Raw genomic sequence first — 25,559 nt, 5'->3', positions numbered from 1 at the left:
CGGCACGCGTACTCATGAGGCCTCCGCGTCGGTGAAGCGCACGCGCACACCCGGCCGCAGCAGGCCGGGCGGTTGTCGGTCCAGGTCCCAGATCGGGGCCTCGGTACGGCCCAGCAGCTGCCACCCCCCGGGAGAGCTGCGCGGGTACACCCCCGCGAACTCCCCCGCCAGGGCCACCGAACCGGCGGGCACGCGGGTGCGCGCCTCACCGCGCCGGGGCACGTGCAGGCGCGGGTCGTCGCCGACCATGTAGCCGAACCCGGGCGCGAAGCCGCAGAACGCGACCGTCCAGGTGGCGTTGGTGTGCGCCTCGACCACCCCGCGCCGGGTCAGGCCGGTCAGCTCGGCGACGTCGTCGAGGTCCTCGCCGTCGTAGAACACCGGGATGGTGACGGTGTCGCCGGAGCCCGGCCCGGCCCCGGGGGTCAGCGGCAGCCCGCTGACCGCGGCGGCGACCCCGTCGGGATCGGTGCCGGGTTCGATCCGCAGCAGCAGCGTGCGGGCGGCCGGGACGACGTCGGTGACCCCGGGGACCGGCCGCGCCCGGAGCGCGGCGCGCAGCGCGATCACCTCGGCGAGGTCGGCGACCTCCACGAGGACACCGGTGTCCGCGCACGTCAGGACACGCACGGCGCCTCCTCGGCGGGGACGGGGAGTCCCCTCCTCCCGGCAGGGATCACGCGGCCTCCCCGGTGAACGGCGCGAGGGTGACGCCCTCGGCGCGCAGCCGGTCGGCCACGGCCCGGGCGATGTCCACCGCGCCGGGGCTGTCGCCGTGCACGCACAGGGAGTCGGCCTCGATGACGATCGGGGTGCCGTCGACGGCCTCGACCGGCTCGCCGCGGGCGATGCGCAGGCAGCGCTCGGCGATGGCGGCCGGGTCGTGCAGGACGGCGCCGGGCTCGCGGCGCGAGACCAGCGTGCCCTCCGGGGTGTAGGCGCGGTCGGCGAAGGCCTCGCGGTGGGTGGGCAGCCCGGCCTCCTCGGCCAGGCGCAGGAACCGCGATCCGGGCAGGCCCAGCACGGGCATGGCGGGGTCGAACTCGCGCACCGCGGCGACGACCGCGGCGGCCTGCCTCTCGTGGTGCACGATCGTGTTGTAGAGGGCGCCGTGCGGCTTGACGTAGCGGACGCGGTCCCCGGCCAGGCGGGTGAACGCCGACAGCGCGCCCATCTGGTAGACCACCTCGTCGGTCAGCTCGGCGGGCGGCACGTCGAGGAAGCGGCGGCCGAACCCGGCCAGGTCGCGGTAGCCCACGTGCGCGCCGACGGCCACTCCGCCGACCGCGGCGTCGAGCGTGGTGCGTCGCAGCACGGACGGGTCACCGGCGTGGAAGCCGCAGGCGACGTTGGCACTGGTGACGATGGACAGCAGGGCCTTGTCGTCACCGAGCTCCCAGCGGCCGAAGCTCTCGCCGAGGTCGGAGTTGAGGTCGATGCGCAACGTCGGTGCTCCTCGTTCTCTCGTGTTGCCCCTTGCGGGGATACCTACCCCGCCCGGGTGGCGGTCCGGGCGGGGCGGGGACGGGGGACGGCGGAAGGGCGCGCGTCCGGCGGGCTACTGCCAGAGGGCGGCGATGCCGCCCAGGGAGCCGATGGCCATGTACGCGGTGAGCGCCCAGGCGGCGACGCCGATGACGATCAGCCAGCGCGGGTAGCGGTACCCGCCCAGGAGGTCGCCGGAGCGGCGGGCCGCGACCCACAGCAGGATGCCGAGGCCGACCGGCAGGATCACGCCGTTGAGGGCCCCGGCCAGGATCAGCAGCGTGTTCGGGGCCTGCCCGGACAGCAGCAGGATCGCCAGCGAGAGGCCGATGAAGACGGTGACCAGGAGGCCTCGGCGCTTCTCCAGCCACGGGTGGAAGGTCGTGACGAAGGAGATCGAGGTGTAGGAGGCGCCGATGACGGAGCTGACCGCCGCGGCCCACAGGATCACGCCGAACAGGCGCGCGCCGGTCTCGCCCGCGGCCTGGCGGAAGGCCTCGGCGGAGGGGTTGGCGGACGCCAGGATGTCGGCGCCGCCCGCGACGACGCCGAGGATGGCCAGGAACAGGACCACGCGCATGACGCCGGTGACGATGATGCCGGTCACGGAGGTCTGCGTGATGGCGCGGACGTTCTCGCGCCCGCCCTGGCCGGTCTCGACGAGGCGGTGCACGCCCGCGTAGGTGATGTAGCCGCCGACGGTGCCGCCGATGATGGTGACGGTGGCCAGGAAGACGTCCGCGCCGAACCGCTCGGGCAGGACGGCCTGGCGCAGGGCCTCGCCGACCGGGGGCTGGGACACGAAGGCCACGTAGACGGTCAGCACGATCATGGCCAGGCCCAGCACGACCAGGATGCGGTCCAGGGCCACGCCCAGCTTCTTGACGCCCAGGATGACCACGGCCAGCACCGCGGACAGGACGGCGCCGAGCTGGGTGTCGAACCCGGTCATGGCGTTCAGGCCCAGGCCGGTGCCCGCCAGGTTGCCGACGTTGAAGACGAGGCCGCCGAAGACGATGAGCGCGGCCAGCAGGTAGCCCGCGCCGGGAACGACCTTGTTGGCCAGGTCCTGTGCGCGGATGTTGGCGACGCCGATGACCCGCCAGATGTTCAGCTGGACCGCGATGTCGACCAGGATCGAGATGAGGATCGCGACCGCGAAGGTCGCGCCCAACTCGGCGGTGAACGTCGTGGTCTGGGTGATGAAGCCGGGGCCGATGGCACTGGTGGCCATGAGGAACATCGCACCGAGCAGGCTGCTGCTGATCGCGATCCGCCCGACACGGGGGCGCACCTTCGGGGGTGCGGGGGGTGTGTCACCCATGGGTCGCTCCAAGGGGTCCGATGTGGGTCGGTGACGCGATAACCGACCGCGCCATCGTTGGATTGTTGAACGATACTTCAATCCAACGAGACGGGTAAAGAGGCGGTATGCAAAAAACCCAGGTCACCTGTGTTGCAGGAGTGTTTCCTCGCCCCACCCTGCTCGGAGGGCCGCTGAAGGAACCTCTGGAAGGGGTGCCGAGGACGCGTGGGCGGGGGCCGCGTGGGGGCCGCGCCGCGGCGCACTGATCCGATGAACCGACTTCTACCGGCTCCCCGCTCCCCCGGGAGTGCTCCGCGTCGGTGACAATGAAGTAACAGACGCCAGCCCCCTTAAGGAGCAACTGTGACGGCCACGGACGCCCGCACCGACCGGCCCAGCGGCCGCACGCGCCTCCTCCCTCCGCTGCCGACGCAGGCCGAGCGGGTCGCGGAGCTGCTCCGCGAGTCCCTCATCGACGGCGTGTACCCGCCGGGACAGCGCATGTCGGAGGAACGGCTGTGCGAGGAACTCGGGGTCTCCCGCAACACCCTGCGCGAGGCGTTCCGGCTGCTGGTGCGTGAGCGGCTGCTGGTGCACCAGATGCACCGGGGCGTGTTCGTCGGCCTGCCGACCAGCGAGGACGTCCGCGACCTGTTCAAAGCGCGCCGGTCCCTGGAGCTTCCCGCGCTACGGGGCGCGGTGGACTCGGACGAGGAGGCGGTGCGGCTGGTCGGGGCGGCCGTGGACGAGGGCGAGGCCGCACGCGGACGCGAGGACTGGTGGCGGATGGGGACGGCGAACATGCGCTTCCACCAGGCCGTGGCCGGGCTGGCCGGGAGCGCGCGGGTGAACGAGTTCATGAGCCAGGTGCTGGCCGAGACCCGGCTGGTGTTCCACGTGATGGACGCTCCCCGCGAGTTCCACGTTCCGTACCTGGACTGGAACCGGAGGATCCACACCCTGTTGGCCTCGGGGGACGCGGACGGGGCGGCGGACGAGCTGACGACCTACCTGGAGACCTCCGAGAACCAGCTGGTCACCGCGTTCACCGCCATGGAACGGCAGCGGGGCTGACGCGCTGGCCGGAGAGGTCCACCGCCCCGCTCCCCGTACCGTGGCCCGCTTCCCCGCCGTGGTCTTGTGCCTGTAGCGGGGTTCGAGCGCCGGCATCGGCCATCAGTACAAGACCATCGCGGTTCAGGACCCCGTGAGGACCACGGAACGCCCGGTTCCGTGGTCCCCGCGCACGCTGTCGTGGGTGTTCGAATGGAGGTCGCCGAATCCACGCGGACACCCGTGCCGTTCTTCCGGTTACCGCCCTGGCGAGGATCCCGAACCGGCACGGATGCCACAGGCCGGGCGCCTTCGTCGGAGCGCGTGGAGCCGCGCGACACGCAGAACCCCGGCGCGGCGGACCCTCTCCCTCCCCGCAGCCGGATGGACCGCCCTCCTGACCAGCGCGACCACCGCGCGGACGCCGCCAGAGGGGGGGCGAAAGGCCCTCACCGGGGGACCGGCCTACCTTGAATCCATGACGAAATACGCGTGGATGTACCGTCTCGGCTTCACTCCCTGGGAGCGCTACGGCGCAGCGGGCGGGGCGGCGCAGCTCGGCGCTCTGATCGACCGCGAGACGCGGTCACGTCCGAGCGGTCCCGGGCGGGCGCTGGACATCGGTTGCGGGCGCGGGCAGTTCACCCCCGAGCTGGCCCGGCGCGGATGGGAGGCGGTGGGCGTCGACATCGTGCCGGAGGCGGTCGAGGCCGCCCGCCGCAAGGGCCCGGCGGAGGTCACCTACGTCGTCGGCGACGTGACCGACCTCGAATCCTCCGGCCTGGGCGCCTTCGACCTCTTCGTCGACATCGGCTGCTTCCAGGGTCTGGACACGGGCCAGCGGGCCGCGGAGGGACGGGGGGTGACCGCCCTCGCCGCGCCGGGGGCCACCCTGCTGATGCTCGCCTTCGGCCCGTCGCGGTACCAGCGGTTCGTCGAGGGCGTCGCGCGGGCGGAGATCGAGGCCGCGTTCCCGGGATGGGAACTCCTCACCGCCGAGGACGCGGAGACCAGCGGCCTGGGGTGGCCCATGAACCAGACCTCCCCGCAGTGGTACCGGTTCCGCCGTACCGCCGGATGAGCCGTACCGCCGGATGACACGAGCCCCGGCGACCGGGTCCCCGACCCGACCTGCGCGGGGTCCTCGTCACCCGCGGTTCCGGTGGGGGAAACCCCGATGGCGCAGATCCCGGAATGCCATGATGGAAACCTCATGGAACTGAACGGACGCCCCGTCAGCACCGGGGAACTCGCGGGCCTCGCCCTGTACGGCTACGGCCACTTCACCACCATGCTCGTCACCGACCTGCGCGTCCGCGGACTCGACCTGCACATGGAGCGCCTGAGCCGCGACTGCCGCACCCTCTTCGGCGTCGAACTCGACATCCCCCGGGTCCGCGAACTCGCACGGCGCTCCGCACGTGCCCACCCCTCCCCCTCGGTGGTCCGCGTCACCGTCTTCGACCCCCACATGGACCTGGGCCGGCCCTCCGCCCGCCAACTCCCCCAGATCCTCGTCAGCACCCGCCCCGCACCGGCGGGCACCTCCCCTCCCCCGGTCCGCCTGGGCACCCGCCTCTTCACCCGCGACACTCCACAGGTCAAGAGCACGGGCCTGTTCGGAGCGATCCGCCAGCGCCGCGCCGCCCAGCTGGACGGCTACGACGACGCCCTGTTCACGGGCGTGGACGGCCGCGTCTCGGAGGGCCCCACCTGGAACATCGGCTTCCTGGACGGCGGCGGCCTGGTCTGGCCGCAGGCGCCCTGCCTGCCGGGGGTGACCACGGCGCTCATCAGCCAGGCCGCCGAGAACCTCGGCATACCGGTGACCACCCGGCCGATCGCCTCGGCGGCGAGCACCCGCACGGCGGGCGCGTTCACCACCAACGCCACCACCGGCGTGCGGCAGGTGGCCGCCATCGACGGCGTCCACCTGCCGCAGGCGGCACTGGTGCGCAAGTTCTCCGCCGCCTACGCGGACCTGCCGGGCGACCCCCTGTAGGGCGTCTCCAGCGGGCGCACGCTCCGCCGCGCGGCGGTCGGCGCCCACCGGGCACGCGCCCGTCCGCGCGCGGCTCCGCCGCCGGGCGCTACGCGCGCCGGGCGGGTTCGCGCTCCTCCGCGCGCTTCGGGGCCCGGCCCGCACGCCCGGGCCACCACACGCGCGACCCTACGTCCAGGGACAACGCTGGCACCAGCACCGTCCGCACGAGCAGCGCGTCCACCAGCACGCCGAACGCCACCAGGAACGCCAGCTGGAGCAGGAACAGCAGTGGGATCACGGCCAGCGCCGCGAAGGTCACCGCCAGCACCACCCCGGCGGAGGTGATCACCCCGCCGGTGACGGTCAGCGCGCGCAGCACGCCCTCGCGGTGGCCGTGCAGCAGCGTCTCCTCACGCGCGCGGGACATGAGGAAGATGCTGTAGTCGATCCCCAGCGCCACCAGGAACACGAACGCGAACAGCGGCACCACCGGGTCCGCGCCGGGCAGGCCGAGCACGTGCTCGAACAGCAGCGTTCCCACTCCCAGCGCGGCGGCGAAGGACAGCACGTTCACGGCCATCAGCAGCAGCGGCGCCACCAGGGAGCGCAGCAGCGGGATGAGCACGAGGAAGACCACCACGAGCACCAGCGGCACCACGACCGTGAAGTCGCGCTGGGCGGTGTCCAGGGTGTCCAGGTCGGTGGCGCTCACCCCGCCGACCATGGCGTCGGCGCCCTCGACGGCGTCCAGTCCGGCACGCAGGTCGCGCACCGCGTCCACCGCCTCGGCCGACTCGGGACCGACGGTGAGGACGACCTCGACCAGCACCCGGCCGTCCTCCACCAGGGGCGGCAGGTCGGCGCCGGGCGGGCCGGGCTCGGTCACCGGCGCGGCCCCGTCCACCACCGGCAGGCGTTCGGCGGCCCGGACGACCTCGTCCAGGTGGTCGGCGTCGGCGACCACCAGGGCGGGGGCCGCGCTGGCGTCGGAGCCGAATCCCCGGTCGAGGGCCTCCTGGGCGTCGACCGCCTCCACCTCGGTGCGGAAGACCTCGGCCTGGCCGGTGCCCCCGGCGTCGAACTGGGGCGCGAACACGGCCGCGGCGGCCAGGACGGCGGTGGTGGCGATCCAGTACAGGCGCGGCCTGCGCGAGACGGCGGTCGCCAGACGGCCCCAGAACCGGTGGCTGTCCACGACCTCGTCCAGGGTCCCGTCCGTCCGGCCGCCGCTGTGCGGGGCCACCGGCCAGAAGGCGGCGCGTCCGCACAGGGCGAGCACGGCGGGCAGGAAGGTCATCGCCGAGAGCAGGGCCGCGACGACACCGACGGCCACCACGGGACCGAGGCTGCGGGTGGAGGCCAGGTCGGCGGCGAGCAGGCAGAGCAGGCCGAGGATGACGGTTCCGCCGGAGGCCAGGACCGGTCCGGTCACGCCGCGCACGGCGGCCGTGACCGCCTCGGGCACGCGCTCGCGGACGACCAGTTCCTCGCGGTAGCGGGCCACGAGCAGCAGCGCGTAGTCGGTGCAGGCGCCCACGACCAGGATGAAGAGGATGCCCTGGCTCTGCCCGTTGAGGCTGACCAGGCCGGTGTCGGCGGCCAGGTAGACCAGCGCGCCGGACAGGCCGAGGGCGAGCAGGCAGGCGAGGACGACCAGCACCGGCAGCAGCGGTGAGCGGTAGACGGCCACGAGGATGACCAGCACGGCGGTGACGGCCACGATCAGCAGCGTGGAGTCGATACCGCCGAAGGCCGCGACGAGGTCGGCCGCGAAACCGGCGGGACCGGTGACCTGGGCCCGGAGACCCGCCACGGGGTCGTCGGCCAGCACCGCGCGCAGGTCCTCGACCGCGTCGCCGGTGTCGGCGGCCGAGTCGAGCGGCACCACGAACTGGGCGACGGAGGGGTCCTCGGTCCCGGGGAAGGGGCCGACGACGCTCCCGGAGACCCAGGGCTCCCCGCCCACGCGCTCGGCGACCGCGGCGATGTCGGCGAGTTCGCCCTCTCCGAGCGCATCGTTGCTCCCAGCGTCCCCGCCGTCCCCGGAGTCCTCACGCGAGTACACGACGATCGCCGGGACCGCCTCCTCGCGGTCGAACCCCTCGGCGATCTCGCCGACCTCGGTGGACTCGGCGCCCACCGGCAGGAACGCGCCGGGGTCGTTGGTCTGCACCTCGCCGAGCCTGCCCAGGAACATGCCCAGGGGCCCGGCGCCCACCAACCACACCAGGGCGACGAGCAGGGCCGCTCCGATCCACCAGCGCGACCGCCTGGCAGGTGGTCTGCCGTTGTCCTTGTCCACGTTCGGGATCCCTCTCACACCGACAGCTTGCTCGAAATTCAAGCATCTTGTTTTTCGAGTTACTTTCGGGCATGACCCTACCCCAGTCCGCTTCCGCCATGCGTCGGCCCCCGGCGGGCGGCGCCGCGCCCCCGTCACCGCACGCCGGGGGTGTGGACGGACGCTCCTGCGACCGGACGCGCTTCCGGTCAGGGCACCCCTTCGCCGGGGCCGGGGCCGGCCGCCGGGCACCCGGACCCGCTCACCGACGCCGTGCGGGCCCCGGCCCCCGGCTGGCTCTCCCCGCGCCCCCGCGCAGCGCGTGGTGCCACGCCTGGTCCAGGCTGGTCAGCGACATGGCCGCGACCGGCGTGCTCAGGCCCATCGCCAGTTCGCGGGACAGGCGCGAGCCCCCGTCCAGGAAGGCCAGCACGTCCCCGAGGCGGTTGGCCGCGAACAGCCCGGCGAAGAACTCCGCCCCCCGCACCCGCCCCGTGTCCAGGGCCCGCAGCATGACCGCGTCCATCGCCAGGTGGCGGCGCCGGTGGGGCACCGGCGGCACCGGGACCCGCCCCCGGGCCAGCGCCCGCGCCACGGCGGCCGTCTGGCGACGCACACCGCTGAACGTGTACCCGGTCGAGGGCCGGGTGGCGCCGCCAGCCGTCCCCACCCGGAACACGCGCCGTCCCGCGCGGGGTCGGAACCGCGCGTCGGTCATCGGGATGACGCCCTGCTCGGCCGCGGTCACCTCCACGTCCCCCAGCCCCAGCAGGCCGCAGTAGTCCTTGAGCGCGCGCTCGTACTCGGGAGTCGTGAGCGCCTCGCGGCCGAACTCGGTGTACTCCACCAGCGCCTCGCGCGGCGACAGCGGCAGCACGTAGCCGAAGGCCACGCCGTTGGCGGGCTGGGGAGGGCGCAGGTCCATGAGCACGGCCGAGGAAGGGTCGAAGACATCGACGGGCGTGCGCACGAACCAGCCGCGGAAGTGCTGGAGCAGGTGCGTGCGCCCGCGCGGGGCGGGCCGGGGCGGACGCGAGTCGAACACCCACGAGGCGGTCAGCTCCCGGTCCGCTCCGCCCTGCCCGGTGCCCCGCACCACCGCGTGCCCGGCGCCGTCGACGATCTCGCTGACCAGCAGCGGGAGCTGGTCCACGTGTTCACCGGCCGAGGCGCGCACGTGCGCGTCCACGTCGGCCGAACGCAGCATCTTGTACACGTAGGGCGCCGCAGAGGAGGCGTGGACGGTTCCGTCAGGCCCCACCACGGACAGGTCCGACCAGCGGGCGGCCAGCAGGTGGTCCCACGGCCCGCCGTCGGGCTCCCAGAAGCACCAGGTGCGCGGTGGAGGGGTGTGCGGCCCCGGGGGCGGTTCCACGAGGGCGACCCGCACCGGTCGGCCACGTCGGTCATTGACCGCGCGGAGATGGTGGGTCAGGGTGAGCCCAGCGGCTCCCCCGCCGATGATCGCCACGTCGTAGTCGGCCATGCCCCCAGCATGCACGGGGATGGCCGCGCCCGCACGCGAACACCCCCGGGAGGAGAACGTGGACACCACGACGCACGCCATGAAGGACGGCGCGGTCACCGACGAGTTCGACCACGCCGCCGGAGCCTACGACCGGCTCGTGGCCGCCAACCCCGGCTACCACGCGCACCTGCGGGTCTCCGCCAGGCGGCTGGGCCTGCCCTGGGACGGCACGGGGCTGCGCCTGCTCGACCTCGGGTGCGGCACGGGCGCCTCCACCGCCGCCCTGCTGCGCGCCCTGCCACGGGCCCGGATCGCGGGCGTGGACGCCTCGCCCGGGATGCTGGAGGCGGCCCGCGCCAAACGGTGGCCGGGCTCGGTCTCCTTCCACCAGGCCAGGGCTGAGGACCTGACCACCGAGTGGGCCCAGAGGCACCTGGGAGGGCCGGTGGACGCGGTGTTCGGCGCCTACCTCATCCGCAACTGTCCCGACCCCGACGCCCTGCTCGCGTCCGTGCGCGCGCTGTTGAGGCCCGGCGGCAGGATCGTCCTGCACGAGTACTCCGTGGCCGACTCGGTGTCGGCCCGGGCGGTGTGGTCGGCGGTGTGCTGGGGGGTGGTGATCCCGGCGGGCAAGGCGCTGACCGGCCGCGCGGACCTGTTCCGCTACCTGTGGCGCAGCGTTCTGGAGTTCGACGGCCGCACCGCGCTGCTGGACCGGATGCGCCGCGCGGGCCTGGAGTCGGTGGCCAGCGCGCCGCTGCCGGGCTGGCAGTACGGGGTCACGCACACCTTCGTGGGGCGGCGCCCGAACGGCGCTTCGGGCGGTGCTCCGGACAGCGCTCCGAACGGCTCCCCGGAAGGACCGCGCCGATGATCCCCCACGGCGACGGACGCCCCGGAGCACGCGTCCCCTCCAACGGGTCCGGCCGTCCCCCCGATGCCCGCGACCCCCTGGCCGAGGCGGTCCCGCCCGCGCCGCCGACCGGTCCCGCGACCGGCGGGAGGCCCCGCGCCGTCGTGGTCGGCGGCGGCATCGCCGGACTCGCGGCGGCCTGCGCACTGGCCGAGCGGGACGTGGACGTGACGGTGTTGGAGCGCGAGCCCTCGCTCGGGGGGCGGCTGCGCGGCTGGGCCACGACGCTCTCCGACGGCTCGCCCGCGACCATGACCCGCGGGTTCCACGCGTTCTTCCGGCAGTACTACAACCTGCGCGCCCTGCTGCGCCGCGGCGACCCCGGACTCGGCGCGCTGGTCCCGCTCACCGACTACCCGCTGGTGCACAGGGACGGGCCGCGCGACCGCTTCTCGGGGCTGCCCGCGACCCCGCCGTGGAACGCGGCCGTCCTGGCGGCGACCAGCCCGAGCTTCCCCCCGCGCGACCTGGCGCGGGTCAACGTGCCCGCGGCCCTGCAACTGCTCGACGTGGACGTGCCCGGCGTGTACGAGCGGCTCGACCACCTCAGCGCCCGCGACCTGCTGGACGCGGTGCGCTTCCCGCCCACGGCGCGGCACCTGGCCTTCGAGGTGTTCACCCGCAGCTTCTTCGCCGACCCCGGTGTGCTGTCGGCCGCCGAACTCGCGCTGATGTTCCACGTGTACTTCCTCGGTTCGTCCGAGGGCCTGGTGTTCGACGTGCCGGGATCGCCGTTCCCGCAGGCCCTGTGGGATCCCCTGGAGCGCTACCTGGCCAAGCGCGGGGTCCGTCTGCGGACCGGCGTGCGGGTCGAGGACGTGCGCCGGGGACCGGAGCACGGGGAAGGGGATGCCCGGGGAGGGGAGCGCCGGTTCACGCTGCGCGGGCGCACACACGAGGGCGAGGTCTTCGAGGAGGGCGCGGACGCCGTGGTGCTCGCCGCCGACCCCGCCGGAACCCGCGACCTGGTGGCGGCCTCGCCGGGACTGGGCGCGCTGGAGGCGGGCGCGCCGGAGCTGGGCGGGGCCTCCTGGCGCGACCGGATGGCCCGGGTGCGTACGGCTCCCCCGTTCCTGGTGTCGCGCTACTGGCTGGACCGACCCGTGCGCCCGCACCGCCCCGCCTTCCTGGGCACGGCGGGCTACCCCACCCTGGACAACATCAGCGTGCTGGAGCGCTACGAGGACGAGGCCCGCGAGTGGGCCCGGCGCACCGGCGGGTCGGTGGTGGAGCTGCACGCCTACGCGCTGGAGGAGGGGTGCCGCCCCGAGTACGAGCGGCAGCGGCTCCGGGAACAGGCCGAGTCCGTCTACCCGGAGCTGCGCCGGGCCCGCGCGGTGGACGCCCGGCACGAACTGCGCGCGGACTGTCCGCTGTTCGCCCCGGGCAGCCACAGGGACCGGTGCGGGGTGACCACGCCCGACCCGTTCGTGACGGTCGCGGGCGACCACGTGCGCACCGACCTGCCCGTGGCCCTCATGGAACGCGCCGCCACCAGCGGCCTGCTCGCGGCCAACGCCCTGCTGTCGCGGTGGGGGCGGCCGGGGCACACGGTGTGGACCGTGCCCCGGCAGGGGCGGTCGGCGCCGCTGCGGGCGCTCGCCCGGTGGTCCCGGCGGTCCCGGTAGCGGGCCGAGGTGTTGCCGATGTGGCCTGCGGACCCCTGACCTTCGTCTTAGCCGATATCGGCGCTCGAACCTCGCTATGAGTACAAGACCGCGCCGGATGTGGCGGGCGGCCGACACCGGCCGGGGCTCAGCCGGGCCAGCGGCCGGTGCTCCTGAGCAGGTACCGGCGCTCCGCGTAGTCCAGGTCGTCCTTCCACAGGCGCCGGGCGGCCATCCGCATCACGGGACGCACGACCGGCCCCGCCAGTCTGCGGGCCAGCAGGAAGCCGATCCGCTCGGAACTGGCCACGGTCGCCTCGATGACCGCCGTGCGGGGCACGCCCCTGTCGTCCACGCCCAGCGGGGTGGCGTGCGTCTCCACCACGCTGCCCAGGCCCTCGCCCTCGATGATGCGCATGACCACCGTGCGCGGGTCCGGACAGCGGAACTCCGCGCGCACCGGCACGCCCCACCGGCCCGCCACCCGGAAACCCACGTCCACGACCATGCGGTCCGGGTCGGGATCGGCTCCCTGGGGCACCTCGGTCACCTTCAGTCCCACGAACGAGTAGGGGTGGAACCACGAGCCGTGCCAGGGGTCGAGCCGGTTGGCCACCACGTCCTCGGGTTCGCACCGGCCCGCCAGGCTCTCCACCGCCACCAGGCTCCCGGGCAGCGCGGGGCGCTCGGGGACCACCGGCTCGTCCAGGGGCTCCTCCCCGCCCTCCCGGTCCAGGCGCACCCACACCAGGACGCCGTCGTCGTGCACCGGATAGGGGTCCCACCCGGGGAAGCCGCCGCCGCCCAGCGACAGCCCGTGCCACCGGCACACCAGGCGCCCGGAGTCCACCGCGCCCCGGCACAGCGGCGCGCCCAGGTGCGGGCAGGCGCCCGGTCCCGCGTGCGCGGTCCCGTCCGGGGTGCGCCAGGCCACCAGCTCGGTTCCGGCCACGACGCGCCCGAACGGCCGGTCCGCGCGGACCTCGGTGCTCGCGGCCAGCACGAACCAGTTCCCCGAGGGCCGGGCGAGCGCGCGTTTGAGCGCGGACCCGATGACGGAGGGCGAGCCCTCCCGCCAGGTCGGCTCCTGGGTGTTCCACGTGGTGGCGGGCATGCGGCGCAGGGGAAGCCGCCGCGGTCGCGGGTCGGGCAGTGTCACGGGGTCCTCCAGGTACGTCGGTCGAGGGGTCGGGGACGGACCGCGTGTCCTCAGCCGGTCCGCGGGCGCGGTACCCGGCCGCGCAGGGAGCGAGCGATCAGCGACCGCGCGAGGGCGGGTACGGCGGCGGCCGCCTTGCGGGTGTCCGAGACGCGGTGCCGGACGCTCCACACGTCGTAGTCGGCCGCACGCACCTCGTCCAGGATCGCGCGGTAGAGCCGGAAGGCTGTGGCGACACACGGGCGCGCCACGGGGGAGAGCATCGCGATGCCCGGTTCGGCCCGCCGGTAGAAGCCCTGGTTGACCTCCACCAGGTCGGCGAGGGCCTCCCGCACACGCGGGTGCGGCTCCCTGACCCGCGCACACTGCTCCAGCAGCTCGCGGTCCACGCCGTGCGCGGCCAGGGCCTCCTCCGGCAGGTAGACGCGGCCGCGCCGCAGGTCCTCGGACACGTCCCGCAGGAAGTTGGTCAGCTGGAAGGCCTCGCCCAGCGCGGCGGCGTGCGGGGCCGCCTCCTCGCGCGGGGCCACCGTCCCCAGGACCGGCAGCACCTGGAGGCCGATCACCGCGGCCGAGCCGTACATGTACTCGCGCAGGTGCTCCAGGTCGCGGTAGCCGGTCACGGTCAGGTCCATGCGCATGGAGGCCATGAACGCGGTGAAGTAGGCGTGCGGCAGCGCGTACCGGTGGACCGTGTGCGCCAGGGCGGACAGCACGGGCGCCGCCTCGGGGTCCCGCGCGGGTTCCCCGCCCAGGACCCGGGCCAGGTCGGCGTCGATGACGTCCAGACGGGCGCTCTGGTCCGCCACCGTGGCGCCCGGCGGCGGCTCGTCGACGATGTCGTCCACCCACCGCGCGAAGCCGTACAGGGCGTGCACCCCGGGCCTGTGCTCGGGCGGCAGCACCCGCGTGGCCGTGTAGTAGGTGCGCCCGTGGAGGGCGTGCAGGGCCCGGCACCTGAGGTAGGCCTCCCGCAGCGGCTCGCCGGTGATCCCGGCGGCGTCGAGTTCCGCGGCTCCCGAGTTCATCGGCCTCCTCCGGTTCTGCGGACCACCTCTGCCGCGGCGAGCTTTCCCGAGATCAGCACGGTCGGCAGGCCGACCCCCGGCGTGGTCCCGCAGCCGGCCAGGACGGCGTTGGAGGTGCCGGGGACGGTGTTGCGCGGACGGAACGGCCCCGTCTGGGCGAAGGTGTGCGACAGCGAGAACGGTGTGCCGTGCGCGAGCCCCTGCCGCGCCCAGTCCGCCGGGGTGACCAGGTGCTCGGCCCGCACGGAGGCGTCCAGCCCGTCCAGTCCGCGCTCCTCCAGGACTCCGACCAGGCGGTCCCGGTAGCGCGGCCCCTCGCGGTCCCAGTCGATGCGGCCCGCGGCCAGGTTGGGCGCCGGGGCGAGCACGTACAGCAGGTGGCGCCCCTCCGGGGCCAGCGACGGGTCGGTGAGGGTGGGCTGGGTGACCAGCAGGGAGGGGTCGCTCATGGTGCGGCCCTCGCGGATGATCTCGGTGAAGGTGCGCTTCCACGCGGCGCCGAAGGAGATGGTGTGGTGTCCCAGCCGTTCCCAGGTGCGGTCGGTGCCCAGGTGCAGCACGACCGCCGAGGGCGAGTAGCGCGTGGCCACGGGGCGCCGGGGCGTGTGGCCGAGCAGCCGGTGGGCGGCGGGCAGGTCCGCGGTGATCACCACCTGGTCGCAGGCCAGGCGCTCCCCGTCCCCGGTGACGACGGCGCTGACGCGGTCGCCCGCACGTTCCAGGCGCACGACCTCCTGCCCGTAGCGGACGGTCCCCCCGGCCTTGGCGACCGCTCCCGCGAGGGCGTCGCCCAGGGCGCGCATCCCTCCTCTGGGGAAGTACACCCCGGCGACGGTGTCCATGTAGGCGATGACGGCGTAGGCGGCCAGGGCGCTCTCCGGCGCCACCCCGGCGTACAGCGACTGGAAGGAGAAGATCCGGCGCAGCCGCTCGTCGCGCACGTGGCGGCCCACGGCCGGGGCCAGCCTGCCGAAGCCGCCCATCGCGGCGAGCCGGAACAGGTCGGGGCGGACCAGGTCCAGCGGGGAGCGGAGCCGGGCGTCGATGAACGAGCGCATCTCCACCCGGTACAGCCGGGTGAGCCAGTCGCGCAGCCGCAGGTAGCCCTCGGCCTCGCGCTGCCCGGCCACCCTGGCGACCTCGGCGGCCATCGCCTCGCGCTCGGTGTGCACGTCGACCACCGAGCCGTCGGCGAAGGAGGCGCGGTAGGCGGGGCTGAGCGGCACCAGGTCCAGCCGGTCGGCCACGGTCTCACCGACCGCGCCCAGGGCCTCGTCCAGGAGCTCGGGCATGGTGAGCACGGTGGGACCGGTGTCGATCTGGAAGCCGTCCAGGTCGAGCCGCCCCGCGCGCCCGCCCGGGTGCTCCTCGCGCTCGACCACGGTGACCTCGCGCCCCGCGCCCAGCAGGTGCAGGGCGCAGGCCAGACCGGACAGTCCTGCGCCCACGACGACCACGGGTCCGCGCCCCCGCGGCCCGGGTCCGGCCCGGGGCGGAGCCGGCGGCTCGGGGTTGTCCTCAGGCACGGTGGTGCTCCTCTCCGGTGTTGCGGATACCTTCCCCGCCCGACGGGTCACACACGGTCACGCGCGATCCGGGAGGCCAGGCCGCCCAGTCCCTCCAGCACGTGCGCTGGCGCGTCGAGCCCCTCCAGGCGCGCCCGTCCCTGTTCGGCGAGTTCACGGCACCTGGCGCCGACCAGGTCGCGTGCGCCGAGGCGGTCCAGCACGTCGGCCGCCTCCGCGGGGTCCACCTCCTCACCGGGGAGGCCGATGCGGTCGAGCAGCCGCAGCGCGGCGTCGTCCCCGCGCTCGCGCGCCAGGCGGGTGCCGGTCACCAGCAGCAGCGTGCACTTGCCCTCGCGGATGTCCTCGCCCACGGGTTTGCCGGTCCGGGAGCTGTCCCCGTAGACGCCGAGCAGGTCGTCCCTGAGCTGGAAGGCGATGCCCACGTCCCTGCCGTAGCCGCGCAGGGCCCGCACCGCCGCCGGGTCGGCCCCGGCCATCGCCGCGCCCAGGTGCAGGGGGCGTTCGACGCTGTAGGAGGCGGTCTTGAGCATGTCCACGCGCAGGGCGGCCTCCTCCGAGCGCTCCCGGCGCGCCTGGGCTCGCAGGTCGAGGAACTGCCCGGCCATGATCTCGGTGCGCAGGTCCCGCCACACGGTCCGGGCCCGGGCGGGTTCGGGCACGCCCGGCAGGGCCTCGTTGAACATGTCGTCGGCCCAGACCAGGGCGAGGTCGCCCACGAGGACGGCCAGCGCCTCCCCGTATCTGCGGGGATCTCCGACGTGGCCGTCCCGTTCGTGTTCGAGGGCGTGCGCGGCGTGCACCGAGGGGCGGCCCCGGCGGGTCGGCGAGCCGTCCATGACGTCGTCGTGGACGAGCGCGCAGGTCTGGACGAGTTCGACCGCGGCGCAGGCCTGGCGGGCGGTGCGGGCCGTCTCGCCCGAGGGGGCGCCTCCGCCCGCGATCCACCCCCACCAGGCGAGCAGGGGCCGCATCCGCTTGCCGCCGTCCAGGGTGAAGCGGACGGTCGTCCCGGCCAGGTCCCGGCCGAACTCTCCGTCGAGGTCCTCCGAGTCGCGGAGCCTGCGCTCCAGGTAGTCCTTGAGCGACTCCTCCAGGGCCGCGCGCTCGTCGGCGACTCCGGCGTCCGGCGGGTGCGGGTGCCTGTGGGTGTTCAGGATGGGATTGACGGTGTCCTCCCCGGGTAGCATCCGGACAATGCGACTCGGTTTCCATGAATCTTGGCAACCGAACTACTTCCCCCTCTGCGAGGGTCGAACCCTTCTCTGGTGGAGGGGTGTACGCCTCCCGGAGAGGGTCTGCGCGTCCCGGTGGCGCTTAGACTTCCAGGAACGGCCGGAGCCACCGGCCACGAACGCGAGAGAGGAACCATGGACACCGCGTCGGCCGCATCCTCTCCCCCCGACTTCGGAGGGTCCGGGACCGCGGATTCCGAGGCCAGGTCGCGGGCCGAACTCTACGACGCGTTGCAGACCGACGGACAGCGACTCGCCGTACGGCTGATCCGCCTGTTGCACCGGATGGCGGAGCGCTCGGGGATGAACCCGACCGACTTCCAGTGCTACACGCTGCTGCGCGTGGGCGGTTCCATGACACCGGGCGAGATCGCCGACAGCCTGTGCCTGTCCACCGGTTCGGTGACCGGGGTGATCGACCGGCTGGAGGCGCACGGCCTGGCCGAGCGCACCCGCCACCCCGAGGACCGGCGCAAGGTCGCCGTCCAGCTGACCGGCGACGCCGCGCGCCCGGGGCCCTCCGCCGCGCCCGGGATGCGCGAGGCGATGACGGCCGCGCACGCCGACTACTCGCTGGAGGAGCTGGCCACGATCACGGACTGGCTGGACCGGATCGGCGCGACCCTGGACCGGCTGTCCGCGAAGACGGAGCCGTGAGGCCGGAGGGGCGACGGTCGGAGCCGTGAGCATGGAACCCGCAGAGGTCGAGCGGAGCGAGGGTGACCATCCCTACCCCGTTACGCGCGGACATATGCCACCATGTGTCCGGACAGGGCCTATAGCACTGCAAAGGATATTTCGCCGCTCGTAGGCCAACACTCCACAGTTGGGTGGTTGCTTCACGAAACGGCTTCTGGCACCTACCATCCCACGGGACATGTCCGTGGGCCGGTGCCCGCACCGGCCCCTCATCCCCCGACCAGGGAAAGCGACCCTCCGGGGCTGGGAAGGAGCCAGCATCTCATCCCTACGCGAGTACATCCGAGAACACACCAACCCCACGGTCTTCGGGGTTTCCGGGGTCGTGATCCTCGCCTTCGTCATCGCCGGCATCGTCGCCACCGAGCCGATGCTCGACGCGGCCACCGCCACGCGCGACTGGATCGGGGAGAAGCTGGGCTGGGTCTACGTCCTGTCCACCACCTTCTTCCTGGTGATGGCGGTCTTCCTCATGCTGAGCCGGTTCGGGAGGATCCGCCTGGGCCCGGCCGACTCCCGGCCCGAGTTCGGGACGCTGGCCTGGTTCGCCATGCTGTTCACCACCGGCATGGGTATCGGCCTGGTGTTCTGGGGGGTGTCGGAGCCCATCCACCACCTGACCTCGCCGCGCTCGGCCGAGTTCGTCACCCCCGAGGGTGAGCCGCCCCCGCCCGAGGCCGCGAGCGAGGCCCTGGCCCTGAGCTACTTCCACTGGACCTTCCACCCCTGGGCCATCTACATCGCGCTCGGCCTGTCACTGGGCTACTTCGCCTTCCGCAAGGGCCTCCCCCTGCGCCCCGCCTCGGCGCTCTACCCCCTCCTGGGCGACCGGGCCTTCGGCTGGCCGGGCAACGTGGTGGACATCCTCGCCATCTTCGGCACGATCTTCGGCCTGGCCACCTCGCTGGGCCTGGGCACCCTCCAGATCAACGGCGGGCTCAACCACGTCTTCGGCATCCCCTCGAACGCCACCGTGCAGTCGGTCATCATCATCCTGATCACCGCGGTCGCCCTCTTCAGCGTGCTCTCGGGCATCGACAAGGGCATCCGCCGCCTGTCGATGATCAACCTGTGGCTGGCCTTCCTGCTGCTGGTGGTCGTCTTCGCGCTGGGGCCCAAACTGTGGATCGCCAGCATCATGACCACGGGCGCGGGCGAGTACCTGAGCAACATCGTCGAGTGGAGCCTGGCCTTCCCGAGCCCGCTCATCGACGAGACGGCGGCGGCCTGGACCACCGCGTGGCCCATCTTCTACTGGGGCTGGTGGATCTCCTGGGCGCCGTTCGTGGGCATCTTCCTGGCCCGGATCTCCTACGGCCGCACCATCCGCGAGTTCGTCATCGGAGCGCTGTTCGCCCCCGTCGCCGTGTCCATCCTGTGGTTCGGGGTCTTCGGCGGCTCCGGCCTGTACTACGAGCTGTTCGGGAACGCCGGCCTGAGCGCGCTGAGCGAGGAGGACCGGTCCTTCCGCCTGCTGGAGCTGCTGCCCGGGGGGCCGATCATCGGCGGCGTCATCTCCGTCCTGCTGATCATCGTGGTGGCGGTCTTCTTCGTCACCTCCTCCGACTCCGGCTCCCTGGTCGTGGACACGCTCGCCAGCGGCGGGAGCCTCAAGCCGGTCAAGGCCCAGCGCGCCTTCTGGGCGATCAGCGAGGGCGCGGTCACCCTGATCCTGCTGGTGCTGGGCGGGGAGAACGCGCTGTCGGCGCTCCAGGCCGCGTCGGTGGTCACCGGACTGCCCTTCGCGATCATCCTGATCCTCATGGTGTGGGGCCTGATGAAGGCCCTGGCGGAGGAACCCAAACCCGGAAGCCCGAGGGAGCAGCGCGCCGAGGACCGCCCCAGGTCCGACCGCTCCCCGGAGAAGCAGGCGCGCGACTAGTTCCCGTCAACACGAGGAAAGGAGGCGGCCGTGGCGCCGAAGAAGTTCCACAACCCCTTCCACGGTGTGGTGGACATGATCACCGAGATGAACCGCATCTCCGACAGCATGTCCTCGATGGAGACCGGCAACGCCGGTGAGCGCGAGCGCGGGCACGCCGACGCGTGGAGCCCGCCCACCGACATCCTCGCCCGGGGCAACGACCTGGTCGTCCGCTGCGAGGTCCCGGGGGTCCAGGAGCAGGACGTGTCCGTGAGCCTCAACAACGGGATCCTCACCATCAGCGGCGAGCGCCGCCGGGACGGGGACGACGTCGTCTACTACTCCTCCGAGCGGTTCATGGGCACGTTCCGCAGGGAGATCAGCCTCCCGGAGGCGGTGGACGAGGAGGACATCGAGGCCAGCTACGGCGAGGGGCTGCTGGAGGTGGTGGTGCACGGCGCCGCGAACGCCCGCGGGCCCCGGCGCATCACCATCCGCAAGCGGACGCCCAAGAGGTCCTAGGTACCGCCGACGGGGCGGGTCCGGCGCGGCCGGGCCCGCCCCGTCGGCGTCCGCGGCCCGGATGTGGCACGGGGCACCCACAGGTGCCGGGAACCGGGCGGCCCCGGGATCCGACCCGTAGGGGGAACGGCCGCGAGAACGCGGCTCGTACCCCCGGAGGGAACATGGACCGCATCCGCACCAGCCGTACCGCATGGGCCGCCTCACTTCTCTGCCTCGGCCTCACCCTCACCGCCTGCGGCGGGGCCGCGGAGGACGGCGCCGCCCCGGCGGAGGAGGCCGCCGACAGCGCGGCGACCGCCGCCGACGCCTTCTCCGTGACCGACCCGTGGATCAAGGCCGTCACCGCCGAGGAGGGGATGACCGGGGTCTTCGGTGTGCTGGCCAACGGCTCCGACGAGGAGATCACCGTCGTCTCGGCCAGCCACGACGCGGCCGGGATGGTCGAGCTGCACGAGGTCGTCTCCGAGGGGACCGACGGCACCATGCGCGAGAAGGAGGGCGGGTTCCCCATCCCCGCGCGGGGCAGCGCCACCCTGGAGCCCGGCGGCGACCACATCATGCTCATGGAACTGGCCGAGGACCTCCAACCGGGAGCCGAGGCGACCGTCACCGTGGAGTTCTCCGACGGCTCCACCACCGAGTTCACCGCCGCGGTCAAGGACTACGCCGGGGCCAACGAGGAGTACGGGGGCGACGCGGAGGGCGGCCACGGCGGGGAGCACGGCACCGAGGGCGAGGGCGACCAGGCGCACGGGGACGAAGGGCACGGGGACCACTGATGGGCGGCGAGGCCCGGTTCAGCCGCAGAGGACTGCTCCTGGGCGGTGCGGCCGCCGGTGTCGGCGCGGCCGGGGGCGCGCTCGCCCACCGGTGGGCCGCGGAACCGGCGGCGCCCCAGGCGCCCCCGCTCAACGGCACGCTGACCGTGCCGTTCCACGGCGTGCGGCAGGCGGGCGTGGAGACCCCGCCGCAGACGCACGGCACCTTCGTCGCTCTGGACCTGGAACCGGCGGCCGACGCGGACGCGGTCGGTCGGCTCCTGCGGCTGCTCAGCGACGACGCGGCCCGCCTGTCCCGGGGCGAACCCGCCCTGGCCGACACCGAGCCCGAGCTCGCCCGGGTTCCGGCCCGGCTCACCACCACGTTCGGGTTCGGGCGGGGGCTGGTGGAACGGGTGGACCCCGACGCGGTGCCGGACTGGCTGGGGCCCCTGCCCGAGTTCGGGCACGACCGGCTCGACCCGGCCTGGGGCGAGGCGGACCTGCTGCTCCAGGTGTGCGCGGACGACCCCGTGACCGTCTCCCACGCGGTGCGGATGCTGCTCAAGGACGCACGGGCCTTCGCGCAGGTGCGGTGGACGCAGAGCGGGTTCCGCCGGGCCCACGGCTCCCAGCCCGAGGGCACCAGCATGCGCAACCTGATGGGACAGGTGGACGGGACCGTCAACCCCGTGCCGGGAACCGGGGACTTCGACCGTCTGGTGTGGGGCGGGGACCCACCGCGGTGGCTCAGGGGAGGCACGGGCCTGGTGCTGCGCCGCATCGCCACCCACCTGGACACCTGGGACGAACTGGACCGGCCCGCCCGGGAGGCGGTCATCGGCCGCCGCCTGGACAACGGCGCGCCGCTGACCGGCTCCGAGGAGCACGACGAGGCGGACCTGGAGGCCACGGACGGCTCCGGGCTGACCGTCATCGCGGACTTCGCCCACATCCGGCGGGCCCGCACCGACGACCCGGACCAGCGGATCTTCCGGCGCGCCTACAACTACGACGAGCGCGGATCCGGCGGTGAGGAGGCGGGGCTGCTGTTCGCCTCCTTCCAGGCCGACCCGCTGCGCCAGTTCGTGCCCATCCAGCGGCGCCTGGACGAGTTGGACCTGCTCAACGAGTGGGTGACCGCCGTGGGCTCGGCGGTGTTCGCCGTCCCGCCGGGCTGCCCGGAGGGAGGGTACGTGGGGCAGGCCCTGCTGGAGGGATGAGGCTTCGGCCCCGGCGGCCGGATCCGACCGCCGGGCCGCATGAGGCGGAGGGAGCGCCTCCTCCCGCGAACACGGTCCGCGGGTCGGCCCACCCCCCTGGGCGGGGACCCGGAACGGGTGCGACGATGAACCCATGACGGAGCGGCCACCCCTGCGCGCGGCCCGCGCCGGGGTGTTCGCCTCGGTGTGCTCCGCCGTGTCCGTGGGCGGCCACGCGCTGTCCTCCGAGCACGCCGTCCCGCTGGGCGGGCTGCTCGTCGGCGCCGCCCTGGTCTACGCCTCCGCCTGGGCCGCGACCGGCCGCGAACGCGGACTCGGCGCGATCGCCGGATGGATGGCGTGGGGCCAGCTGGCCCTGCACCTGGTGTTCTCCACGGCCCAGGCGGCGGGCGCCCACGGCGCCCACGCGGCCGACCCCGCCTCCGTGGAGGCCGCCTCGGGCGGCGCCGAGATGCTCCTCGCCCACCTCGTGGCGGGCGCCGTGTGCGCCTGGTGGCTGCGCCAGGGCGAGGCGGCGCTCTTCGCCTACCTGCGCCTGGCCGCCGCCGCGCTGCTGCCCGTCCTGGTGCTCGTGGTCCCGAGACCGGTGCCCGAGCGGGTGCCCCCGGCCCCGCTCCCCGAGCGCGAGACACCCGCCCCGGCCGCGCCCTACCTTCGGCACAGCCTGGTCCTGAGGGGACCGCCCGCGGCACAGGCCGTGTTCGACCGGCACCCGCACCGCCGCGCGGCGGTCGGCGTCCACGAACACGCCCCGGGTCGCTGACCCGAGCCCTACCCGCGCCCGCGCTCCCGAGCCGCCTCCCACCGCGACGGTGACGTCCGCGAGGACCAGCCCTGGGCTGCCCCGCGCCGCGCCGCGCCCACGGGCGAACCGGCCGCGCGGCCTCGGCTCCGCCCGAGCGGACACGGGTGTCCGGGTCAGCGCCTCCCCGCCGCGACCTCCGCACCGCCGCGCCCCGCGCGGGCGTCCGGAGGCGCGCCCGGTCCCCGCGTGCCCGGATCCGGTCCCCCGCAGGGGACCGGCCGCGCACGCTCCCGTCACCGCGTGCACCACCGCCCGAGGCCGCCGGCCGCCGGGCCGCTGGTGCACGCCGGAACCCGGAGCACCGATGCCCACCGACACCGTCTTCCAGGAGCAGCGCCCGGCACGGGCGCGCCGTTCCCACCCCGACCGCCCTGCGCGCCGCTCGTGGCGCGACCACCGCACCGACCCGCAACGGTCCCCCGCACCGGGCGCGGAGGAGGAGCCCGCACACCGGGAGAGACCCACCCGCTCGGAGGAGTCCGCTCACCCGGAGGAGACGACCCGTTCGGAGGAGTCCCCGCACGCGGACGGGCGCCGCCGTGAGCGGGACGGCGAACTCGACCGGCTGGCGCTCGCCGCACGCGAGGGCTCGGCCGCCGCGCTCGACGCGTTCGTCCGGCGCACCCGCCCCGACGTCGCCCGCTACATCGCCCGCAGGGTCCACCCCGACCGCGTCGAGGAGCTCAGCCAGGAGACCTACCTGCGGGCCCTGCGCGGCCTGCCGCGGTTCGCCGGACGCGCCCCGGCACGGACCTGGCTGCTGGCCATCGCCCGCAACACCGTCGCCGACCGCTACCGCCGCGACGCGGCCCGCCCCGACTGCGTGCACCCCGCCGACTGGGACCTGCTGCCCGCCCGGACCGTCCGGTTCGACGAGCACGTGGCCCTGCTCTGCCTGCTGGACGGCCTCGCGGCCGAACGGCGGCAGGCGTTCGTCCTCACCCAGGTGGAGGGCCTGTCCTACGCCGAGGCCGCCCGGCTGATGGACGTGCCCGTGGGCACGATCCGCTCGCGGGTCGCCCGGGCCCGCGGCGACCTGGTGCGCGGGCTCACCGCCTGAGGACGGGACGCGCCGAGGCCCCGGGCCGCTCCGCGTGCGCGGGCGGCCCGGGGCCTCGGACGAGAGAACTTCCGGAACGCTGTGGCCGGAGAGGACCCGCGGGCCCGCCCCACACACCGTGATCTTGTACTCATAGCGAGTATCGAGCGCCCAACCTCGCTATAGGTACAAGATCAGCGCAGGTCAGAGCATCATGCGTCACACCGGCGACACTTCCGGTCAGCCGGTCAGCCGGTCAGAAGACCCTGTCGGCCGCGTAGGGGCCGATCACGGCCAGCGCGCGCGGCCGCGACAGCAGGTCGGCGGCCACCTCGGCCACCTCAGCGCCGGTCACCGCGTCGAACAGCGCCAGGCTCTCGTCGATCGAGTAGTGCCCGGGCCGGTTCAGCTCGTGCGAGAGCAGCCGCCCCATCCGCGCGTTGGTGCCCTCGCTGCCCAGTACCAGCGATCCCTGGATCTGGCCCTTGGCGCGGGTCAGCTCCTCCTCGGTGATGCCCGAGGCGGCCACCTTCGCCAGCTCCTCGCGGCACACCCCGATGACCTCGTCGGCCTTCTCCGGCAGGCAGCCAGCGTAGATCTGGAAGCTGCCGGTGTCGGCGTAGTCGGCGTTGTAGGCGTGCACCGCGTAGGCCAGGCCGCGCTTCTCACGCACCTCCTGGAACAGGCGGGAGGACATCCCACCGCCCAGGGCGGCGCTGAGCAGCCGCAGCGCGTACCACCGCGGGTCGGTGCGCCGCAGCCCCTCCGACCCCAGGATGATGTGCGCCTGCTCGGTCTCGCGCGGCTGCACGACCGTGCCGCCGTAGGTGGTGACCGGGGAGCCGCCGATGCGGGGACGCGCGGGGCGGGCGTCCCCCGCGGCGGCCGAGTGCTCGGCGAACAGCCTGCGGACCTGCTCCACCACCCGGTCGTGGTCCAGGCTGCCCGCGGCGGTCACGATCAGCTCACCGGGCACGTAGGCGTCGCGGTACTGCTCGGCGATGCGGTCCCGGGAGAGCGCCTCGATGCTGTCGGTGGTGCCCAGGATCGGTCGTCCCAGCGGCGTGTCGCCGAAGAAGTGCGCCGCGAAGACGTCGTCCACCAGGTCGGCGGGCTCGTCCTCGTACATGGCGATCTCCTCCAGGATCACGCCCCGCTCGGTCTCCACCTCGCCCTCGTCGAGCACCGAGTTGGCCACCATGTCACCGACGACGTCGACGGCCAGCGGCAGGTCGCGGTCGAGCACCTTCGCGTAGTAGCAGGTGTGCTCCTTGGTGGTGTAGGCGTTGTGGTCGGCGCCCACACCGTCCAGCAGCGCGGAGATCTCCAGCGCCGAGCGCTCCTTGGTCCCCTTGAACAGCAGGTGCTCCAGGAAGTGCGCCGAACCCGCGTGCGCGGAGTCCTCGTCACGGGAACCCGTGGTCGCCGAGATCCCGAACGCGGCGGAGCGCACGCCCGGCACGGTCTCGGTGACCACGCGCAGGCCGCCGGGCAGCACCGTGCGGCGCACCAGTCCGGTACCGCCGTCCGGCTCCAGCAGCGTCACGGTCGTGCCCGGGTCCTGCTCGGCGGCGATGGGGACAGAGCTCATGGATCCTTCT

At 74.0% G+C, this 25,559-nt stretch carries 22 protein-coding genes; 12 read left to right on the top strand and 10 right to left on the bottom strand.

The window, feature by feature from the left end:
- Window positions 1–12: 12 nt before the first annotated feature.
- The 3 genes from HGB44_RS04545 to HGB44_RS04535 all read right to left on the bottom strand — a co-directional run bounded on the left by HGB44_RS04545 (window position 13) and on the right by HGB44_RS04535 (window position 2,809).
- On the bottom strand, window positions 13–630 hold the full coding sequence (locus tag HGB44_RS04545) for a 5-oxoprolinase subunit B family protein (protein WP_061079840.1): 618 nt from the start codon (window positions 628–630) through the stop codon (window positions 13–15).
- A gap of 46 nt (window positions 631–676) precedes the next feature.
- Entirely contained in the window at window positions 677–1,444 is a 768-nt protein-coding gene (locus tag HGB44_RS04540; protein ID WP_061079841.1) for a LamB/YcsF family protein, read from the bottom strand.
- A gap of 114 nt (window positions 1,445–1,558) precedes the next feature.
- Window positions 1,559–2,809, bottom strand: coding sequence for an NRAMP family divalent metal transporter (locus HGB44_RS04535; protein ID WP_061079842.1), 1,251 nt, complete (start codon window positions 2,807–2,809; stop codon window positions 1,559–1,561).
- A gap of 345 nt (window positions 2,810–3,154) precedes the next feature.
- Between HGB44_RS04535 and HGB44_RS04530 the strand changes: the two genes are divergently transcribed.
- The 3 genes from HGB44_RS04530 to HGB44_RS04520 all read left to right on the top strand — a co-directional run bounded on the left by HGB44_RS04530 (window position 3,155) and on the right by HGB44_RS04520 (window position 5,846).
- Window positions 3,155–3,865: a GntR family transcriptional regulator gene (locus tag HGB44_RS04530; protein ID WP_082768286.1), complete on the top strand. Its 711-nt coding sequence runs from the start codon at window positions 3,155–3,157 to the stop codon at window positions 3,863–3,865.
- 457 nt (window positions 3,866–4,322) lie between these two features.
- Entirely contained in the window at window positions 4,323–4,925 is a 603-nt protein-coding gene (locus HGB44_RS04525) for a class I SAM-dependent methyltransferase (protein WP_231972372.1), read from the top strand.
- A 132-nt stretch (window positions 4,926–5,057) separates the two neighbouring features.
- Complete coding sequence (locus HGB44_RS04520) at window positions 5,058–5,846, top strand: aminotransferase class IV family protein (protein WP_061079844.1); 789 nt, start codon at window positions 5,058–5,060, stop codon at window positions 5,844–5,846.
- 88 nt (window positions 5,847–5,934) lie between these two features.
- On the opposite strand, the gene HGB44_RS04515 is transcribed toward HGB44_RS04520, so the two are convergent.
- Both HGB44_RS04515 and HGB44_RS04510 read right to left on the bottom strand, forming a co-directional pair.
- Window positions 5,935–8,130 (bottom strand): MMPL family transporter, encoded by a 2,196-nt coding sequence (locus HGB44_RS04515; protein ID WP_061079845.1) that lies wholly within the window; start codon window positions 8,128–8,130, stop codon window positions 5,935–5,937.
- Window positions 8,131–8,371: 241 nt separating this feature from the next.
- Window positions 8,372–9,595 (bottom strand): lycopene cyclase family protein, encoded by a 1,224-nt coding sequence (locus HGB44_RS04510; protein ID WP_061079846.1) that lies wholly within the window; start codon window positions 9,593–9,595, stop codon window positions 8,372–8,374.
- Window positions 9,596–9,614: 19 nt separating this feature from the next.
- Here HGB44_RS04510 and HGB44_RS04505 point away from each other — a divergent pair, with 19 nt between their 5' ends.
- A complete protein-coding gene (locus tag HGB44_RS04505; RefSeq protein ID WP_233458574.1) occupies window positions 9,615–10,451 on the top strand; it encodes a class I SAM-dependent methyltransferase in 837 nt (278 codons plus the stop codon).
- Window positions 10,448–12,118 (top strand): FAD-dependent oxidoreductase, encoded by a 1,671-nt coding sequence (locus HGB44_RS04500; RefSeq protein WP_061079847.1) that lies wholly within the window; start codon window positions 10,448–10,450, stop codon window positions 12,116–12,118. Before HGB44_RS04505 ends, HGB44_RS04500 begins: the two co-directional genes overlap by 4 nt.
- A gap of 127 nt (window positions 12,119–12,245) precedes the next feature.
- On the opposite strand, the gene HGB44_RS04495 is transcribed toward HGB44_RS04500, so the two are convergent.
- From HGB44_RS04495 to HGB44_RS04480, 4 genes are all read right to left on the bottom strand, one after another.
- On the bottom strand, window positions 12,246–13,256 hold the full coding sequence (locus HGB44_RS04495) for a DUF5914 domain-containing protein (RefSeq protein WP_061079848.1): 1,011 nt from the start codon (window positions 13,254–13,256) through the stop codon (window positions 12,246–12,248).
- 50 nt (window positions 13,257–13,306) lie between these two features.
- Window positions 13,307–14,284, bottom strand: coding sequence for a phytoene/squalene synthase family protein (locus HGB44_RS04490; RefSeq protein ID WP_061079849.1), 978 nt, complete (start codon window positions 14,282–14,284; stop codon window positions 13,307–13,309).
- Window positions 14,281–15,741 (bottom strand): phytoene desaturase family protein, encoded by a 1,461-nt coding sequence (gene crtI / locus HGB44_RS04485; protein ID WP_061079903.1) that lies wholly within the window; start codon window positions 15,739–15,741, stop codon window positions 14,281–14,283. Before crtI ends, HGB44_RS04490 begins: the two co-directional genes overlap by 4 nt.
- A 116-nt stretch (window positions 15,742–15,857) precedes the next feature.
- Complete coding sequence (locus HGB44_RS04480; RefSeq protein ID WP_061079850.1) at window positions 15,858–17,000, bottom strand: polyprenyl synthetase family protein; 1,143 nt, start codon at window positions 16,998–17,000, stop codon at window positions 15,858–15,860.
- A gap of 180 nt (window positions 17,001–17,180) precedes the next feature.
- Here HGB44_RS04480 and HGB44_RS04475 point away from each other — a divergent pair, with 180 nt between their 5' ends.
- The 7 genes from HGB44_RS04475 to HGB44_RS04445 all read left to right on the top strand — a co-directional run bounded on the left by HGB44_RS04475 (window position 17,181) and on the right by HGB44_RS04445 (window position 23,979).
- Window positions 17,181–17,702 carry a MarR family winged helix-turn-helix transcriptional regulator gene (locus HGB44_RS04475; RefSeq protein ID WP_061079851.1) on the top strand — a complete coding sequence of 174 codons (522 nt, stop codon included), beginning with the start codon at window positions 17,181–17,183 and terminating at the stop codon, window positions 17,700–17,702.
- 220 nt (window positions 17,703–17,922) lie between these two features.
- Window positions 17,923–19,626, top strand: a complete 1,704-nt coding sequence (locus HGB44_RS04470; RefSeq protein WP_210751149.1) for a BCCT family transporter — start codon at window positions 17,923–17,925, stop codon at window positions 19,624–19,626.
- Between the two features lie 30 nt (window positions 19,627–19,656).
- A complete protein-coding gene (locus HGB44_RS04465; protein WP_061079853.1) occupies window positions 19,657–20,130 on the top strand; it encodes an Hsp20/alpha crystallin family protein in 474 nt (157 codons plus the stop codon).
- 164 nt (window positions 20,131–20,294) lie between these two features.
- Window positions 20,295–20,912: a copper chaperone PCu(A)C gene (locus HGB44_RS04460; protein WP_061079854.1), complete on the top strand. Its 618-nt coding sequence runs from the start codon at window positions 20,295–20,297 to the stop codon at window positions 20,910–20,912.
- Window positions 20,912–22,114, top strand: a complete 1,203-nt coding sequence (locus HGB44_RS04455; RefSeq protein WP_061079855.1) for a Dyp-type peroxidase — start codon at window positions 20,912–20,914, stop codon at window positions 22,112–22,114. Before HGB44_RS04460 ends, HGB44_RS04455 begins: the two co-directional genes overlap by 1 nt.
- 133 nt (window positions 22,115–22,247) lie before the next feature.
- On the top strand, window positions 22,248–22,877 hold the full coding sequence (locus HGB44_RS04450; protein WP_231972373.1) for a hypothetical protein: 630 nt from the start codon (window positions 22,248–22,250) through the stop codon (window positions 22,875–22,877).
- A 346-nt stretch (window positions 22,878–23,223) separates the two neighbouring features.
- Window positions 23,224–23,979, top strand: coding sequence for a sigma-70 family RNA polymerase sigma factor (locus tag HGB44_RS04445; RefSeq protein WP_061079856.1), 756 nt, complete (start codon window positions 23,224–23,226; stop codon window positions 23,977–23,979).
- 235 nt (window positions 23,980–24,214) lie between these two features.
- Here HGB44_RS04445 and HGB44_RS04440 read toward each other — a convergent pair whose 3' ends face one another.
- On the bottom strand, window positions 24,215–25,549 hold the full coding sequence (locus HGB44_RS04440) for a M16 family metallopeptidase (protein WP_061079857.1): 1,335 nt from the start codon (window positions 25,547–25,549) through the stop codon (window positions 24,215–24,217).
- Window positions 25,550–25,559: the final 10 nt, after the last annotated feature.

The organism is Nocardiopsis alborubida, from assembly GCF_012396365.1.
Lineage (GTDB): Bacteria > Actinomycetota > Actinomycetes > Streptosporangiales > Streptosporangiaceae > Nocardiopsis > Nocardiopsis alborubida.
This window is presented reverse-complemented; position numbering and strand designations above follow the sequence as displayed.